Annotated in this window: 11 protein-coding genes, 1 pseudogene and 2 other annotated features (1 of these 14 only partly in view); of the genes and pseudogenes, 7 read left to right on the top strand and 5 right to left on the bottom strand. The window is 35.5% G+C overall.

Annotated elements, in window-relative coordinates; translation table 11 throughout:
* Positions 1-181 (top strand) — a binding site (T-box leader) (it extends 34 nt beyond the left edge of the window).
* Positions 182-226: 45 nt separating this feature from the next.
* From argS to ileS, 6 genes are all read left to right on the top strand, one after another.
* A complete protein-coding gene (gene argS / locus SJY24_RS19750; protein ID WP_377865888.1) occupies positions 227-1,915 on the top strand; it encodes an arginine--tRNA ligase in 1,689 nt (562 codons plus the stop codon).
* Positions 1,916-2,160: 245 nt separating this feature from the next.
* Positions 2,161-2,490, top strand: a complete 330-nt coding sequence (locus SJY24_RS19745; RefSeq protein WP_128854840.1) for a DUF2085 domain-containing protein — start codon at positions 2,161-2,163, stop codon at positions 2,488-2,490.
* A gap of 29 nt (positions 2,491-2,519) precedes the next feature.
* Positions 2,520-2,738 (top strand): hypothetical protein, encoded by a 219-nt coding sequence (locus SJY24_RS19740; RefSeq protein WP_377865887.1) that lies wholly within the window; start codon positions 2,520-2,522, stop codon positions 2,736-2,738.
* 225 nt (positions 2,739-2,963) lie between these two features.
* Complete coding sequence (locus tag SJY24_RS19735) at positions 2,964-3,842, top strand: class I SAM-dependent methyltransferase (protein ID WP_377865886.1); 879 nt, start codon at positions 2,964-2,966, stop codon at positions 3,840-3,842.
* A 420-nt stretch (positions 3,843-4,262) separates the two neighbouring features.
* A complete protein-coding gene (locus tag SJY24_RS19730; protein WP_377865885.1) occupies positions 4,263-8,465 on the top strand; it encodes a tetratricopeptide repeat protein in 4,203 nt (1,400 codons plus the stop codon).
* A 98-nt stretch (positions 8,466-8,563) separates the two neighbouring features.
* Positions 8,564-8,802 (top strand) — a binding site (T-box leader).
* A gap of 53 nt (positions 8,803-8,855) precedes the next feature.
* Positions 8,856-11,957 carry an isoleucine--tRNA ligase gene (gene ileS, locus SJY24_RS19725; RefSeq protein ID WP_377865884.1) on the top strand — a complete coding sequence of 1,034 codons (3,102 nt, stop codon included), beginning with the start codon at positions 8,856-8,858 and terminating at the stop codon, positions 11,955-11,957.
* A 155-nt stretch (positions 11,958-12,112) separates the two neighbouring features.
* Here ileS and SJY24_RS19720 read toward each other — a convergent pair.
* Positions 12,113-12,251, bottom strand: a pseudogene (locus SJY24_RS19720) (DUF418 domain-containing protein); the annotation flags it as partial.
* A 225-nt stretch (positions 12,252-12,476) separates the two neighbouring features.
* On the opposite strand from SJY24_RS19720, the gene SJY24_RS19715 reads away from it, so the two are divergent.
* Positions 12,477-13,988, top strand: a complete 1,512-nt coding sequence (locus SJY24_RS19715; protein ID WP_377865883.1) for a M36 family metallopeptidase — start codon at positions 12,477-12,479, stop codon at positions 13,986-13,988.
* Between the two features lie 104 nt (positions 13,989-14,092).
* Here SJY24_RS19715 and SJY24_RS19710 read toward each other — a convergent pair whose 3' ends face one another.
* The 4 genes from SJY24_RS19710 to SJY24_RS19695 form a co-directional block, all read right to left on the bottom strand.
* Positions 14,093-14,572 (bottom strand): hypothetical protein, encoded by a 480-nt coding sequence (locus tag SJY24_RS19710; protein ID WP_377865882.1) that lies wholly within the window; start codon positions 14,570-14,572, stop codon positions 14,093-14,095.
* A 262-nt stretch (positions 14,573-14,834) separates the two neighbouring features.
* On the bottom strand, positions 14,835-15,422 hold the full coding sequence (locus SJY24_RS19705; RefSeq protein ID WP_098888417.1) for a GNAT family N-acetyltransferase: 588 nt from the start codon (positions 15,420-15,422) through the stop codon (positions 14,835-14,837).
* 167 nt (positions 15,423-15,589) lie between these two features.
* The gene (locus tag SJY24_RS19700; protein WP_098888416.1) at positions 15,590-15,970 is read right to left on the bottom strand and encodes a DUF6262 family protein; all 381 of its coding nucleotides are present in this window, start codon (positions 15,968-15,970) and stop codon (positions 15,590-15,592) included.
* Positions 15,963-18,077, bottom strand: coding sequence for a tyrosine-type recombinase/integrase (locus SJY24_RS19695; protein ID WP_098888415.1), 2,115 nt, complete (start codon positions 18,075-18,077; stop codon positions 15,963-15,965). The genes SJY24_RS19700 and SJY24_RS19695 overlap by 8 nt, the downstream gene beginning before the upstream one ends.
* Between the last annotated feature and the right edge of the window lie 11 nt (positions 18,078-18,088).

Genomic DNA, 18,088 nt, shown 5'->3' with positions numbered 1-18,088 from the left:
GAAGGAAAGCGAACTAGGGATGGTGTGAGCCTAGTGCGGAAGAGAAAGATGAAGCGCACTTCGGAGATGCTTCTTGAACGAATAGTAGAGTAAGCCGAGGCCCCCTGTCCTCGTTATAAACGGGAAAGTGGTTCGTAATGAACAACAAGGGTGGTACCACGGGTTAAAACTCGTCTCTTTTTTTAGAGACGAGTTTTTTGTATTCAAAAAATAAGGAGGTTGTATTATGGATTATAAAACGCAGTTTGCAAAAAGTTTATCGAATATTTTTACGAATGGATTAACGCAAAATCAAATTTTAGATTTAATTGAAACACCAAAACAAGATGAATTCGGAGATGCAGCGTTCCCATGCTTTTCACTAGCGAAACAATATAAAAAATCACCAGCTATTATTGCAAAGGAAGTTGCAGAGAAATTAAATGATCCGTTCTTTACGAAAGTAGAGGCCGTTGGTCCTTATGTAAATGTATTTTTCGATCGTGAAACTGTAAGTGATGCAGTATTAAAAACGATTTTAGCTAAGAAAGAAGAGTACGGTCAAAACCACTTGGGGTGTGAAAAAACGGTAGTTATTGATTACTCATCTCCAAATATTGCAAAACCCTTTTCAATGGGGCATTTACGTTCTACAATGATTGGTAATTCGTTGAAACATATCGCCGAAAAATGTGGCTATGAAGTTGTAGGAATTAATTATATTGGCGATTGGGGAACACAGTTTGGAAAATTAATTACCGCATATAAAAAATGGGGAAATGAAGCAGTAGTTAAAGAGGATCCGATACGTGAGTTATTTAAGTTATATGTTCAATTCCATGAAGAAGTAAAAGAAGACGAAGAACTAGAAGAAGAGGGACGCGCTTGGTTTAAAAAATTAGAAGAAGGTGATGAAGAAGCAGTCGAGCTCTGGAACTGGTTCCGTTACGAATCTTTAAAAGAATTTTCACGTATTTATGAACTTCTCGGTGTGGAATTTACAAATTTTCAAGGAGAAGCTTTCTATAATAATTTAATGGAAGATTTTATTGGAATTTTAGAAGAACATGATTTGCTTGAAGAATCAGAAGGTGCATTAGTCGTTAATTTAGAAGAAGAAGGTATGCCGCCATGCTTAATTAGAAAATCAGATGGTGCGACTATTTATGCAACACGTGATTTAACGGCGGCTTTATATCGTCAAAACACATATGGATTTGATAAAGCACTTTATGTAGTTGGACCAGAACAAAGTTTACATTTTAATCAATTTTTCACTGTATTAAAAAAGCTAGGCTATACTTGGGTTGATGGAATGGAACATGTACCGTTTGGATTCATATTAAAAGACGGTAAGAAAATGTCGACACGTAAGGGCAGAATTATTTTATTAGAAGAAGTGCTAGAAGAAGCTGTTGCACTTGCGGAACAAAATATTGAAGAGAAAAATCCGAATTTAAAACAAAAAGAAGAAGTGGCAAAGCAAGTAGGTGTTGGAGCAGTTATCTTCCACGATTTGAAAAATGAGCGTATGCATAATATTGAATTCTCATTAGAAAATATGTTGAAATTTGAAGGGGAAACAGGACCGTATGTACAATACACACATGCGCGTGCTTGCTCTATTTTAAGAAAAGAAAGTGTAGAATTTGAAACGTGTACGTTTGCATTAAAAGATGATTATAGCTGGAGTGTCGTAAAATTACTTAATAAATTCCCACAAGTAATTGAAGCAGCCTTCAACAAAAATGAGCCATCAATCATTTCGAAATACGTATTAGATGTAGCACAATCGTTCAATAAATATTATGGAAATGTTCGTATATTGGAAGAGAGCGAAGAGAAAGAGAGTAGACTCGCATTAGCTTACGCTGTGACGGTTGTATTAAAAGAGGGATTACGTTTACTTGGGGTAGGGGCACCTGAGGAGATGTAAAATCATAATTTAGTGCTTATGCGCCGTGAGAAATATTCATATTACTTTACTAATAAACTGCAAATCAAATTAAAGTGTAATATAGAGTAACAAAAAGACAAAACAGGCGATTATTAGCCTGTTTTGTCTTTTTGTATTTTCTTAAATAAACTCTTATTTATAAAGAGTTATATGCTGCGAAGTGTAAGAACTCTATAATCTTGTTGCGAAATCAATTAAAATATTTGTAGAGAGGATGGTCCGTATTGATTCGAGGTTTCATTTTACATATTCCTTGTCATAGACTACCGGAAAGGAGTTTTCTTAAACTACAAAAATACATGCCTTTATGTGCGCGATGCACAGGTATGTTAATTGGTTTCTGTATGTTTCCAATTTACTTTTTAATAACACCTTCGTTTAGTCTCTCATTAATGCTATCCTTTTTTGCTCAAATTCCATTATTAATTGATGGATTCACCCAAAAATGGAAATGGCGAAGCAGCACAAATTTGCTAAGAGTAACTACCGGCTTATTAAGCGGTAATGGTATGGGACTATTTATTGCATCTAGTATTATATGGATTACATCTTAAACCACATATCAACGGAGGTAGCTACTTACATGTTTTGGATTTACATAATTCTAATTTTTATATCAGGTGGAAGTGGAATTGGTTTTATCATTCATGAAAAATATTTAGAAGCAACAATAGCTTTTGTTATTTGCGTATTATTTATGGTGCTACTATATTTTTATTTAAAAAGAAGCAAAGAAAAGAGAAATTTAGATTGTGACGTAATAGATTGTACCGATTGCTCAGATTGTGATTGTACTAACTAAACTTCTGTTTATTTTAATATTATTATGAAAAGGATTATATATCGTTTCAGGTATGTAATCCTTTTTATTTTTTTAAAAATTAGTTTGTCAAATAGGTGGAGAGTAAAGAACATGTACAATTTAACGTTTTAATTAAAATTAAACATCTCTAAAATTTTTAGAAACATAGGAATACATTTATTAAATGGAGAACTATAGTTTTGTATATAAAAGGAGGCGTGGGTTTTGGAAAAATATGATTGGAATAGTAAGCTAGCGTATTTAAGAAATACGAGAGATTTATATTATAACGATGATTATTTAAGTTTTTTAGTGAATACAGTTTGGAAGATTACTGAACCGGTACATATTGTTGATTATGGTTGTGGATATGGTTATTTAGGTTTAGTTTTGTTGCCGTTACTTCCAAATGGATCAAAGTATACAGGTATTGATAGCGGGGAAGCATTAATAGCTGAAGCGAGAGAGTTGTTTCGTTCGCTTCCATATGAATCAGAATTTATTGTAGGAGATGCTACAGAAATTGAATTGGAAAATAAATATGATATAGCAATCTGTCAGGCTTTCTTATTACATATGAGTTCCCCAAAAACGATGCTAGAGAAGATGATACATTCAATTAGACAAGGTGGTAAAATAATCTGTTTTGAACCACATTGGATGTCAAATATGTCTTCATACGTATTAGATGGAGAGAATCAATCGGAAATTATCCAGCTAGGTGTTTTGCAGAGATTATTTGAAAGAGATACACAGAGAAACGGTAAAGATGGAAATATCGGCATGAAAATACCTATGTATTTAAGTGAATTAGGTGTTAAAAATATTGAATGTAGAGTAAGTGATAAAGTGAATTTTTTAGACTCTAATTTAAATCAAAATGATAAGCAAGGATTATATAATTCTCTAACAGAAGAGGGGATTGCTAGTAATCCAGGTGAAAAACAACAATTTATAGACCGTTTAATGAGTCGGGGCTTAACATTTGCTGAAGCGCTCGCTCAATATGAAGCAGAACTACGATTTTTTGAAGTGTTTCATATACATGCATCTTTAGTGTATGCTCCGAATATGAAAATTACATTTGGTGAAATAAAGAAGTAAATATCATATTAGAACAGTAAGGGAGAAGGAGAATTGCTACATTTCTAATATGGATAGGTTACCATTATTATCAAGGCTTGTCGGTAAATCGATATATCTTATCAAATCGTTGATCTATTGTAAGTTACGATAGATATATTCAGGAAATCGTTAATATAATTTCATCCACTCAATGAAGCCTCAAAAAAGAAGATAAAACTCATCTTCGAATAATACATGTTATTTCATCAAATTAAACAAAATAACGAGAAAAAGTATCGTTTTTAAGATATTTAGTTAAAAACTTGAATAATATTAAATAATATCGTTCATTATATGAGGTTTTAGTTGAATGCATACTATATGATGTGTAAAATCTAAGCAAGTAGGTTAGAATACTGCTTGCAAATGGCAGTATAAATAATTATTTGAGGTGAATACATGCTAGATTTTAAGCAATTAGAAGTTTGTTTGAAAGAAAAGAGATTTGTAGATGGATTACATGAGATAAATAATGAAATTGCACATATAAAAGAAACGAATAAGTTATCATACGTGAAGAACTGGCTTTCTAACGTTTCATCATTTGCGGAGTTTGATACATTAATTCGCCTTGCTGATGAAGGTTTGATGCATCAATATAGCTCCTTTTTAATTCGTTATACTTATAAAAAATTCCCAAATATGAGAACGCTCTCTTTATATTGTGATGAGTTAATTGATGAGCGTAAAATCCTTGATGCAGAACAATTATTAAAAGATTCTTTGGAAGAGGTAAATGAAGAGGAATCTGATGCGGACGTTTTAACGAAAGCATATTTTACGTTAGTTAGATGTTTGTTAGATATGAAGCGGAATGAAGAGGCCTATGCCTATATGCAAAAGGCGGAAAAGTATAGTACACGTGCAGTTTTTGATAAATGGGGTTACTTATATATACAGACTGGTGAGTGGGAAAAGGCAGAGGAACAACTTTTAGCCGGTCAGCAGCATAAAGATGGTGAAGAGTTAGCTACGTACCTATTGGCACAATTATATGCATATAAAGGTGAACAGCAGCGAGCATTACAACTCATAAATGATGCGATTGCAAAGTTCCCTCAAGTACCATATTTCTATTTTGAAAAAGTAAAATATTTATTAGATTTAGAGCGCTATGAAGAAATGTTAGCGGTAATAGATAAAATTAATTACATGCTCCCGCATCATGCATATACAACTTATTTTATACATTTACGTGCAGAAGCATTTTATAAAATAAATAATATTCATGATTTGCAAGCACTATTGAAAAGTGAAAAGAGTTTGAAAAATTCTCTATATCATCATATAGAAAAAAATCCTGATGGAAAAAAGATTCGTTTACCAATAGTTCCGGTTGTACAAAAGGATAACTATTGCGTTCCGACAAGTTTAGAAATGATGTTAGGGGTATGGGGAGAAAAACGTACGCAAGATGAAATAGCACAACATATTTTTGATGTAACAGGTTCTAAGTTTTCAGATACAGTTACATATATAGAGGAGCAAGGTTACGAATATCGTTATTTTCAAGGGAATGTGGAAAATTATAAGAGATTACTTGATCAAGGTATTCCCGTTTTATTAAGTATAGATATTGAGCACGCTTCCCATGTACAAGTACTTTCTGGTTATGACGACGTGCTGCAAGCTTTTTATATTCAAGATCCGAATTTCTTAGAACCGATTCTTGTGGAATATGATAAGTTGCAAGAAAAATATCGTTATACAGATTGTTTAGCTATTACGTTTACACCAAAAGATAGAATAGAACAACTTTCATTTTTAGATGAGGAAGAACATAATTATTATAAATCAATTTTTTCTCTTACTGATCATTTAGCTGAGCAAGATAAAGGGGGAATTGAAAAGTTAGTACTATTTTTAAAAGAAACAAGTGAAAATCCAAACACTTGGTTATATACGATTAAACATTTAGATGCGGAAGTAGATAAAGAGTTTATTCAGTTTTGTATAGAAAAATTAATGGAAAAGTTTCCGAGCTCTGACTTTGTGAAATTGCATAGTGCACAGTGTTTTATTCGTCTGCAAGATATGGAGAAAGCAGGACATATGCTTCAAAGTGTGGAGAAGAAAAGCAATCAAGCGTTATATCATTTTATAAATGGGCGGTATTCTTTTGAGCAAGATAATTATGCAGAAGCGATTTCTAGTTTTCGTTCATCATTACAACTGGATGCAGACCAACCAGTCGCGTGGAGTTTCTTAGCATTATCTTACATGTATATGGATCAATCCGAAAAGGGGATAGAGTATTCTCTAACAGCTATAGAACGTAGCCCAGAAAGGTTTACACTTGTAAATCACGGATTAATTTTAATAGATTTAGAACGATATGAAGAAGCATATGGATTCTTTAATGATTTATTAAAAGAATATAAGTATGAAGCGCACATTTGGTATGAACGTGCAAGATGTGCTCAACATTTAGGAAAAGTGTATTTGGCGGTAAAAGGCCTTAAAGTAGCAATTCAATTAGATAAAACAGCAGCCTATTTATATACGAAGCTTTCGGAAATCTATGAATCAGATTTGGATGATGAGAAAAGTACGAAGGAAATTTTATTACAAGGAATTCGAAATTGTGAAGATCAGGCGTCTTTATATGTTCGTTTAGGAGATTTTTATTTTCAAAATGATGAACTTGAAGAAGCGGAAACTATATATAAGCGCTCTTTAGAAGAAAATAATGAAGATGTATATTCTCATTTTGGTTTAATTCAAGTATACATGGCAAAGGAACAATATGAAGATGCAAAAAATTATATTGTTAGTATCAATAAGCAATTTGAGGACAATCAAGATTTCCTTATGAATGCTGGTATGGTGCTGTGGGATGCTGAAATTGCGTTAGGCGGGAATGAAGCTGAGTTGAAAACGGCACTTTCTAAATTAGAGGACGGTATACGAAAGTTATACAGTAATATAGAGAACGTGTTAGAAGAGTATGTAAATAGAATAAAAGGAACAGCTTTCGTGCAACGAGGTATAGCATTTTTAAGAACGTTACAAAAAGAAAAAACGGAAGTAATTGAATACGGTTGTTATGCTGGTATTTTATATGAATCTATTGGACAGTATGATCAGGCAATGAAGAGATACAATAAGGCAATCGAACAAAAGAGAATTGCTTTGCCATATTATCGAATCGGCGAAACATATATGGCATTAGGACAATTGACAGAAGCAAAGCAAGCGTATGAAATATGTTTAGAGCTGGATGAAAACTTCGCAGGTGTACATTTGCAACTAGCAGAAATATACGAAAAAGAAGAAAATCGTTCTAAAGAACAAAGTCATATGGTCCAGGGGATGAAAGAAGAGCCTTTGCATATTAATATGGAATATTTGGCACAGCTTTCAGTAGATTTGAATCTTCATGAAGATTTGCTGACTGAACTAGAACAATTAGCAGGAGAAGTACCCGAAATATGGCGTTTAGATGCTATTGCATATGTATATGGTGCGATGAATGAAATAGATAAAGAACAGGCGCGAATTGAAGAAGCGCTACAATTAGATGAGGGACATACAGAAGTTCTATATCATTATGCGAAAGTATTAGTGAAAAAAAGAGATGCGAGTGCAATTGAAGTTGCAATGAAAGTAATGCATAAAGAATTAAATAATGAACGTATATTTGATGTATATGTAAAAGCAGTAGAACAACATAAAAAAATATCTCAAATACGAGAAGCACTTCATACGTTAAAGGTGAAAAAAGCAGAAAGAAGTATGGCATTTATGTATACAGCGGCTGCGGTTACAGAAAGATGGATTGAACGTCAACAAAATGAACAGCCGAAAAAATCTATATTTACGAGAGCTTTTTATCGTATGAAAAATCGCGCGAAAGAAATTTCAATGATTACTACAATCATTGATTTATATGAAATCTCGTTAAAATTAAATCCGAAAAATAGTATGGCAGCGCAGCGATTTGCACTATTTTACGAGAATGCGGCAATGAATAAAGAAGCAATAGAAGTATTGCAAACATCGCTAGAAAATAAATGGGATTATGATGTAGCGAAGCAACTTGTAAATCTTTTCATTGAGTGTGAAGAAGAAGGCATGTTACGAGATGCTTTGGAATTAACGAAGCAAATGGTTCGAGAACTACCGGATGATTATGATACGCTTCTTTTGCAAGCACAAGTATTCTTGAAAGCTGGGGAAGAAAGAAAAGCAGAAAAAATATGTTTACAATTAACGGGAAAAACACCGTTTGTAAGTAGAGGATTCCTTACTTTAGCAGAAATATACCAAAGTCAAGAGAGGTTTGAGGATGCGATTCATTTATTAGAAGATGCTGCTGTAGATCATCCAAATGAAACGGCAATTCTTATTGCTTTAGCATCTTCGTATCATAGAGCTGGGCGAACTGTCAAAGCAGAAAAAATAACAAATGATATATTAGAAATTGATGCTACACACTTGTTAGCAAGATACGACCACGCTTGCTACTTAGCGTTATTAAACAGAAATGAAGAGGCGAAAGAAGAACTTGAAATTGTGCTTCGTGAAGATGAGACGGGATTCTTTGCTGAACTTGCAGAGGAAGATGAAGATTTAGCGGGATTACGAGAATTTGAAAATTAATTGTATAGAAATAGATAAAAAGGATATAAATAAAAATATATTTTGAATTAGTTGACAATTAATTGCCCAATGGCATAAAATAACTTTTAATAAAGTATACAAATCTGAAGACGAGAAAGAGTATAATAGTGAGCTGTTCTCCAGAGAGCCGGTGTATTGCTGAAAGCCGGTGTGCAGACGTTATTTGAAAATCATCTCCGAGGAGCCGTGGCTGAATAAAGTAAGCTCGGACGGATGTCTACCGTTACAAAGAACGCGTATGTTAGTACGTTGCTAAGTGCTATTAGCGAAGAGCTAATAGAATTAGGGTGGTAACGCGGTTAAACCCGTCCCTACTTCATAGGGACGGGTTTTTTGTGTGCTTTAAAACATTCAAAGGAGTGATTGTAGATGAAGAAAGTAGATGTAAAAGAGTCAGCTGTAGGGAGAGAAACACGTATTCGTAAGCAGTGGAACGAGCAAAGTATTTTCGAGCAATCAATTCAGAATCGAGAAGGCGCACAGTCTTTTGTATTTTATGAAGGACCACCAACGGCGAATGGATTACCGCATGTAGGTCATGCGCTTGGACGGACAATTAAAGATGTAGTAGCAAGATATAAAACGATGGCTGGATATAAAGTGTTACGAAAAGCGGGATGGGATACACACGGTTTACCTGTAGAATTAGGTGTTGAGAAGCAACTCGGTATTTCTGGTAAACATGAAATCGAAGAGTATGGAATTGAGCCATTTATTAAGAAGTGTAAAGAAAGTGTATTCACATATGAGAAGCAGTGGCGTGAATTCACTGAAAGCATCGGTTATTGGGTAGATATGGATGATCCATACGTTACGTTAGAGAATCCATATATCGAAAGTGTATGGCATATTTTAGGAACGATTCATGAAAAAGGATTATTGTATAAGGGGCATAGAGTTTCACCATACTGCCCAAGCTGTCAAACGTCATTAAGTTCACATGAGGTTGCACAAGGGTATAAAACAGTAAAAGATTTAAGTGCAACAGTTAAGTTTAAAGTGAAAGATAGTGAAAATGAGTATTTCCTAGGTTGGACAACGACACCTTGGACACTTCCAGCAAATGTTGCGCTCGCTGTACATCCAAATATGGAATACGTGAAAGCGAAACAAGAAGGTCATGTATACATTGTTGCGAAAGAACGTGTACAAGATGTATTAAAAGAAAACTATGAAGTATTATCTGTTCATAAAGGCGAAGAATTAGTTAACACATCTTATACAGCACCGTTTCCAATGAAAGAAGTTACAAATGGCTACCACGTTATCGCAGCAGATTTTGTCACGGCAGATAGTGGTACAGGACTTGTTCATATCGCTCCAGCATATGGGGAGGACGATTATAGAGTCGTTCAAAGTGAAGGATTGTCATTCTTGCATGTTGTAGATGAGAAAGGTGAATATACGGATGCAGTACCATTTCTTAAAGGTAAGTTTGTAAAAGATTGTGACGTGGATATCGTTCGTTATTTAGCGAAAGAAGGGTTACTATATCATAAAGAAAAATATGAACATAGCTATCCGCATTGCTGGCGCTGTGATTCACCATTACTTTATTATGCAGGAGAAAGCTGGTTAATCCGAACAACTGAGATTAAAGAAACATTTTTACGAAATAATGATTCTGTTACGTGGTATCCAGACCATATGAAACATGGCCGGTTTGGTAAGTTTTTAGAAAACATGGTGGACTGGAATATTAGCCGGAATAGATATTGGGGAACACCTTTAAACGTATGGGAATGTGAAAGCTGCGATCATCAATTCGCACCGAAAAGCATTGCCGAATTAAGAAAGCATAGTACGGAAGAAACACCTGAAGATTTAGAATTGCATAAGCCGTATGTAGATGAAGTGCAAGTTTGCTGCGAAAAATGCGGAAGTACAATGAATCGTACACCAGAAGTAATCGATGTTTGGTTTGATAGTGGCTCCATGCCGTTTGCACAATATCATTACCCGTTTGAAAATAAAGAGTTATTTGAAGAACAGTTTCCAGCAGATGTTATTGCAGAAGGCATTGATCAAACACGCGGATGGTTTTATAGTTTATTAGCAGTATCAGCACTATATACAGGAAAAGTACCTTATAAACGAGTGTTATCACTAGGGCATGTTCTAGACGAGGAAGGACAGAAAATGTCTAAAAGTAAAGGAAATGCACTAGATCCAGTCGATTTAGTAAATCAGTTTGGTGCCGACGCTCTAAGATGGGCTCTACTCGTTGACAGTGCCCCATGGAATGCGAAACGATTTTCTGAAAGAACAGTACAAGAAGCGAAATCTAAATTTGTGGATACGTTAGTCAATGTGTATAGCTTCTATGTTTTATATGCAAATTTAGATGAGTATAATCCGAATGAAACGTATGATGTAAAGCGAACGAAATTGGATGAATGGGTATTATCAAGATTGCATAGCACAACGAAAAAAGTAAGAACAGCACTTGATGATTATCAATTTACGAATGCAGCTCGTGAAATCGCGGCGCTTGTAGATGAAGTAAGTAACTGGTACGTAAGACGATCACGTAATCGTTTCTGGGAGTCTGGTATGAATGCTGAAAAAGCAGCTGCGTATGAGACACTTCATGAAGTACTTGTGACAATTAGTAAATTAATTGCACCATTTACACCGTTTGTCGCTGAAGATATTCATTTGAATTTAACTGGAAGTAGCGTTCATTTAGAGGATTATCCAGTTGTAAATGAATCACTACTTCAGCCGAAATTAGAAGCGGAAATGGATGCTGTTTTACAAGTTGTTGAACTTGGAAGAAGTAATCGTAATCAGCATTCATTAAAAGTAAAACAGCCGTTAGCAGAACTTGTATTACTAGCGCATAATGAAAATGATATGGATTGGGAATCTTATCGTGATATTGTAATGGATGAGCTAAATGTAAAAGCGTTCCATGTTGAACTCGATGAAACGAAATACACGTCCTATCAATTAAAGCTGAATTTTAAAACAGCTGGGCCGAAGTTTGGTAAAAGTGTGAATGCAGTAAATGGCTGGCTAAAACAATTATCAAAAGACGAAGTACAACACTTTGTATCTACAGAAAGAGCAGTTTACGAAGTAGCACCAGGAGAAGAAGTAGTGGTAACAGCTGAAGATGTATTAGTAGAGAAAGTTGCAAAATCAGGATTCTCTAATACGACTAACGGACAATATACAGTTATGTTAGATACGAATGTAACGGAAGAATTGTTACAAGAAGGAGTAGCGCGCGAATTCATTCGAGCGGTTCAAGAATATCGTAAGCAGTTGAATTTACCGGTTAATTTACGAGTCGATGTTATTCTTGATACAGAGGAAGAACTAAAGCGAACATTAACGAACCATAAAGAGTTGTTGGAAGAAAACTTACTCGTTAAGCAATTTACATTTGATCACTTAACGAATGAAGATGATGAACTATTTTTAGGTGAAGCGAAAGTTCGAATTAAATTAAGCGCGGCTCATTAAAGAAAAAAGGAAGTTGGAATGATTCCAACTTCCTTTTTGTATGATTGGGAAATTATCCCGCTATTTGTGGGAGCCGGGCTTCCCGTAAAAGCCCGATTGGGGAGGGCTAATAATCAGCGGGGGATGGACAATCCCCCACTGATTAAAGCTTTACTTTATCCGGCCAATTTCCTCATATTCCATTCGATAGGGCCTCTAGAAAATTTCTTTCTCCATAAAACGCTAAATAAATACACTGAAAATGAAAAATCCAGTAGCAAATAGTAAAACAAATAATAGTGTTTGATGTTCTATTAAAAAGTATAGGGTTTAGGAAATGAATAAAGAAATATATTTCTACAGTATTTTTCTCGTTTTACACATAAATATTGAGAAAATTTCACTTACCCAAAATGTAAAGGTAATAGAATTGTTTGTATAGAATTACTCGTAGATTCAATTTTTATCCGGCTACTTGTGGACAGTAATAGCCCACTGGGAATGGGGTAAAGGTTTCAATTTATTAGGGGGAGTGGTTTTATGTTAAACAAAAAAATGGTGGCAATGGCAATGACTGTGCCATTAGTAATGGGGACGATTTCTACTGTTTCGGCATTGGAAAAACAGCAGCAAGTAAAGCTAGAAGCTTATTCACCACAGAAAAAAGCAATTGAATATTTAAAAGGGAATGCTGATCAGTATGGATTAAAGCCAGACCTTTCAGACTTGCAATATATTTCTACAACAGAAACATCAGTAGCTTCATATGTTAGGTTCCAACAAGTTGTTAATGGTGCACCTGTATTTTCAAAACAAATTACAGTTACTCTTAACGGAGAGGGAAAGGGAGTACTTGCTGTTTCTGATTATCAATCTGTCAAAGGTGTGAAGGAAGTAACGACAAAAATTAGTGAAAAAGATGCAATACAAAAATCAATGGCGTATGTTGGAGAAGCAAGTGAGCAAAACTTATGGGCTCCTACAGAGAAAGAATTCGGATATATTGTTGAAGAGGGAATTGCTCGTCCAGTATACAAAGTTGTAGTCCATTCTAATAATCCATTTGGTGCATGGGAAACATTTATTGATGCAGAAAATGGAAAGTTAATTAAAAAGGTTGATATAAACCGAAAAGCAGAGGGAACAGGGAAAGTATTTTTACCTAATCCTGTCGTATCTAGTGGAAGTTTAGTAGGGTTAAAAGATAATAACGATGCAGATTCAACAGCGCTAACGAACCAATTGAAGACTGTTACGTTAAAAGGTTTAGATGGAACAGGATTTTTAATTGGAGAGTATGTAACGATTTCTTCAAAAGCAAAAACAAAATCTACAAACTTACAATTTAACTTTACACGTGCAAATGATAGCTTTGAAGATGTGATGTCGTATTATCATATCGACACATTGCAACGTTACATTCAAGGTTTAGGCTTTAAAAATATTAATAATCGTTCGATTAAAGTAAATGTAAATGGTACGACTGACGATAATTCATTCTATTCTCCATCAACGAAAGCTTTAACTTTTGGTACTGGCGGTGTAGATGACGCAGAAGATGCGGGCATTATCGCGCATGAATATGGTCATTCTATTCAAGATAATCAAGTACCAGGCTTCGGAAGTTCACCAGAAGGTGGAGCGATGGGAGAAGGATTTGGAGACTTCTTAGGTGCTACGTATGAAGATGCAGTATCGACAACAGGTTATGGAAAAGCATGTATTGGAGAATGGGATGCGACTGCTTATTCTAGCTCAGATCCGACGTGCTTACGCCGATTAGATACGAATAAAGTATATCCGAAAGATATAACGAATGAAGTTCATAATGATGGGGAAATTTGGGCTCAAGGTCAATACGAAATGGCGCAATCTTTTGGACGTGATGTAGCAACAAAAATTATTTTACAATCACATTGGTCATTAACGCCAAATGCTAAATTCCGTGACGGGGCAAAAGCAATTAAGCAAGCGGATGCTCTTTTATATGGCGGACAACATGCGGCTGAAATTGATCGCATTTGGGCAGCGAGAGGAATTAGCACGAATTAATATAAAAAGTCGTGGCGTTTATAAGCCACGACTTTTTAATTTGCTTAAGAACTGGTACTGGAAAACTTATTGGTATCGGTAATAATGTACATATACCAATAAGTTTATTTTACTGCTTCTTTAAAAACAAAATGCTCTTTAAATTTTCTAGACTCAACTTTTTGGCCGTTTCGCATAGATCGGAAAGGGTGTTCTTGCCAAGTGATTATAACGTCAACCGCATCTGATTCTGTAGAAACAGGGAAGTTAGCATGTCTAAATCCAGTTTTTCCACTTGCTAGACGACCTTCTTTTAGGGAAAAGAGTTCGTATTTTGTTTTCATATTTGGTTCATTACGGAAGACTTCAACTTGTACGTTATATACTTCGTTTTCTCCAACATTCTTTACTGAAAATTGATATGTTTGAAATTTATCTTTTTTAGCTTGAAGCATATTTTTACTTGTTTTTTTCGGTTCATCAATATTCACTTGCCATTGATCAGAGTTTTGAGAGATTGGTAAAGATTTTGGTGAATAGGCGTATGTTTCATTAACTACAACTAAGCATAATAATAGGAGAAAGAAACTAATTGTTTTTTTCATATGTACACCTCCGATAAAACTTTAATAATAATATGCGTGGGAAATGTGGATTTTATGTAATAAAATGGAAAAAAGTGCAATTGAATGGATTTGAGAAAGATAAAATATTTTGTAAAAAGAAGCATAAGCTGGCCAGAACGTTATCAAGACCTAAATTATAAAAATCCCTAAAAATAAAGGAGAGCACATATTAGACATGACTAATATATTCTCTCCTTTCATTCCATTAAAGCGCCCTTTTCTGGAACAACAACATTTTCTATTAATGATTTTTCATCCACTCTGTTTTATTCAGTACATAGTGATTATATAATTCATTTTCTATTGTCTGTTGACTCAGATAAGTAAATCCACATTTTTCAATCACTTTATTTGATGAAACGTTGTTAATTAAAGCTACTGCGTTAATGACATCTAAATTTGTATTTGTAAACAAATAGTTAATCAATCCTGTAGACGCTTTAGTAGCGTATCCTTTCTTTTGATATTCACTTGAAATGGCATACATAATTTCTCTATTAGGTGAAGGTAGCTCATCTTTAATACCTGTACAGCACCAACCAATAAATTCATCCGTTTCCTTAATAAATACCCCTAGTTTTAAAAAATGATCATCTATGTTTGATGTATTTATAGCGGCATCAAGAAATGCTTTATTTGCTGGTATTTCATAATTGGTAACCCAATCTACCCTTTGTTCTTTTGTTGATTTCCAGTCTGGCAAGAAATTAAATATTTCGGGTTGATTTGAAATTCTGTATATACTATCTGCATCTTTAATGGAAAACTCTTGAAGATAGATATCTCCGCAATCTATTTTAAATAATCTTTCTGATGTTTTATGCTTCATAACTCTTCCCCTTGTAAGTCATATTTTTATCACTTCTTTTATTGAGCGATCTTATTCCATTTAACTCCCTTTCCCTTTAAAATAATTATCTCAAAATTTAATTATTTATACAATCACATATTCCAGAATATGGACCGATTGTTGAACATGCAGGGAACGGAGTGCTATTAGATTTTTTTATAAACCTCTGCATATGCAAATTTTAGCTGCTCACGTAGTCCTTTATTTTCTTCATCCAATTTTTTAATTTTCCGTTTTAAAGATGCTATAATTGCATCTTTATTGTGTCCATCTATCTCCCGCTTCACCTGTTTTGGAGTGGGACCTTGAGCTTGTTTCTGGCGTAATGATTCAATCCGATCACGCAGTTCATGGTTGTTGTATAGCGTCGCTTTTGCCACGCCAGCCTCGTTCGCTACGCTGTTAAAATTGATGTTCTCATTGGCTCGCACGAGCCTTTGGATGGCTTTATCCACCTTTTGATAAGTGGCAGCCTTCCGCGATGCATGAATTGCTTTTAAATGTTCTTTACGATCATAGTTAGCCATTTTCTACACCTTGCTTTCGCTTCATTCGTTCCATTCTGCCGAAGATAACGTTCCCTTCCTGTAGCTTGTTTAAAATCTCTTCATAACGCTTCAAATTTCTAGAACCCTTTTCCACAATGTCTTCACGTCCATACTGTGTTGCCAATTCCATATTTCTGGAGGTTCTTTTGATGTGATCTTCATATTTCCCTATATCGAAATCGGAAAATCCGATGGCTAAATCCTTACAGGGACTGCCTCCGTTACACGTTAAACAAGGTGCTTCCTCCATATAAGGACAACTGCCGTTTAAACGAGCGTGACACGTTCCATAGTTGTTTTCCATCGCATTCAGTTTATGATCCTGCCAGAGAGCTTGCAGAATGTCCTGCGGAATGTCTTCGCCTACCTTGATTTCTTGCACCTCGCCGTTCCAAGAAAAACTGAACACTCCTTGGCTGATGACCGATTCAAACGCCTTTCGCTTTGTGTCATCCAATAGTTTGGCATACCGCAAGGTCATCTCTGGGGAAGCATGGGCTAACAATTCCTGTACAGTCAGAATGTCCGCACCTCCGTTCAACATTTTGATGGCATAGGTGTGTCGGAATTGATGAGTTTTAAAATAAAAGAGTTTTCCGCTCTCATCTACAATGTTTTTCCTCTTCGCTAAGATATTCAGTTGTTGCTGAATCCAACCTCGATCATAAGGCTTTCCTTTCCGGGACCCGCGATAACGAACGAAGATGAACCCTTCCGGGTTATTATCTCGATTGCTGTTCTCTTGGGATTGTTGAATGAGAACCGCCAAGATATTTGCCAGTTCGTCATCAATTGGGATTCGATGTCCTTTGACGTACGTTTTCTCAATATCTGTGACAATGGAGTATTTGCCGTTTAACCGCTCCAAGCAATCAGAGGTCAATCCTAAAACGCTTGAAATCCGCAGCCCTGTTTTAAAGGCGGTCCACACGACAGGAATGATATCTTTGTGTAAATCATTGATGTGCGTGAAGAGTTGCTCTAACACACAGTCAGGAATATAGTCAATTTGGTCAATGGACTTCTTTCTTAGTTTCGGTTTATCTTCGGGAAAGAGTAGTAATCGCACAGGGGTTTTAGGTGCAATGTCATATTCATATCGCTGGATGTCTTCCAAAAATTTCCCCGTGATTTTTAGCGCTTTAAAGATATAATTTTCAGGATGTGCGTCTTTACGTTTTAAGTTGCTTTTGGTGTACTCATGCAGCCATTGGATGTACCGTTCTATATGGTGACGTTTCAAACCTTTCAAATCATTCCAGGTTGGTTCCTGTGAAAACACAAAAGACAGAAACTTGGGCAAATGCGCTAAATATAGTTTCGCTGAACTCCACGAGAATTGGTTCTTACTAAATAAGCGTTGTTTGATATATTTTTTGATGTGCTGACGCATCTTTACCTGTTCAATTTTGGTGAAATCGAGGTAATAATTGGTAATGCTCTTAACATAATCAATCCCATATTGTTCATGCAGTATCCGTATATCCCATCGATCTTTGTCCCATTCTTCGCGAGTATCTGTCAACGCAAAGAGATTGGAATGGATGTGCCGTAGAAAGGTTGCTGTGTTCGTTTTAAACTTGTGTTCGCCGTACATTATGTGCTGCGTTGTTCGCTGTGTGGAAATTCCTTGCTGCTGTAACCAAAACAACCATTCCTGTTCCGCCTTCTCGATGTCTAGTTCAAGGAGAGTGGAGAGGGCAGGGTGTTTTTCGTTAAGGAAAGTTGTCAACCTGCGCAAGTGTGTTATCTTTGGAACAAAAGCGCTGCTCAGCGCCCATTCGTCGTTGAACAGTTTCTGATACCACACATATTTCACTTCCAGGTTGACAGTCGGGCTGTTGATTTGAAAATACACATTCCGATTAGTGCCTGTGTAATTCTCCACCATTTCCCTAAATTGCGGAATGTCCTCGAAAAAGTCAACATTCCAAATGTCGTTGACCAAGAAGTAGGAGTCCTTCATATGCTGGATGGTAACAACGCCGTCTTCATGTATGTTCTTCACAGGATAACTCAACAGCTCGCGCTGCAATTGTTCGTGAAACCCTAATTCTTCTGTATACACTTGTTGTTTCTGTTTCATTCTCTCCCACC

This window comes from Bacillus sp. R86525 (genome assembly GCF_042466195.1).
Classification (GTDB): domain Bacteria; phylum Bacillota; class Bacilli; order Bacillales; family Bacillaceae_G; genus Bacillus_A; species Bacillus_A nitratireducens.
Note: the sequence above shows the minus strand (reverse complement) of the source record. Positions and strands in the feature narration are given on the sequence as shown.

What these genes read in the sequence shown, in the direction of transcription:
- argS (WP_377865888.1), top strand. Translation starts at nt 227, where the DNA reads ATGGATTATAAAACGCAGTTTGCAAAAAGTTTATCGAATATTTTTACG.
- SJY24_RS19740 (WP_377865887.1), top strand. Translation starts at nt 2,520, where the DNA reads ATGTTTTGGATTTACATAATTCTAATTTTTATATCAGGTGGAAGTGGA.
- SJY24_RS19730 (WP_377865885.1), top strand. Translation starts at nt 4,263, where the DNA reads ATGCTAGATTTTAAGCAATTAGAAGTTTGTTTGAAAGAAAAGAGATTT.
- ileS (WP_377865884.1), top strand. Translation starts at nt 8,856, where the DNA reads ATGAAGAAAGTAGATGTAAAAGAGTCAGCTGTAGGGAGAGAAACACGT.
- SJY24_RS19715 (WP_377865883.1), top strand. Translation starts at nt 12,477, where the DNA reads ATGTTAAACAAAAAAATGGTGGCAATGGCAATGACTGTGCCATTAGTA.
- SJY24_RS19710 (WP_377865882.1), bottom strand. Translation starts at nt 14,572, where the DNA reads ATGAAAAAAACAATTAGTTTCTTTCTCCTATTATTATGCTTAGTTGTA.
- SJY24_RS19705 (WP_098888417.1), bottom strand. Translation starts at nt 15,422, where the DNA reads ATGAAGCATAAAACATCAGAAAGATTATTTAAAATAGATTGCGGAGAT.
- SJY24_RS19700 (WP_098888416.1), bottom strand. Translation starts at nt 15,970, where the DNA reads ATGGCTAACTATGATCGTAAAGAACATTTAAAAGCAATTCATGCATCG.
- SJY24_RS19695 (WP_098888415.1), bottom strand. Translation starts at nt 18,077, where the DNA reads ATGAAACAGAAACAACAAGTGTATACAGAAGAATTAGGGTTTCACGAA.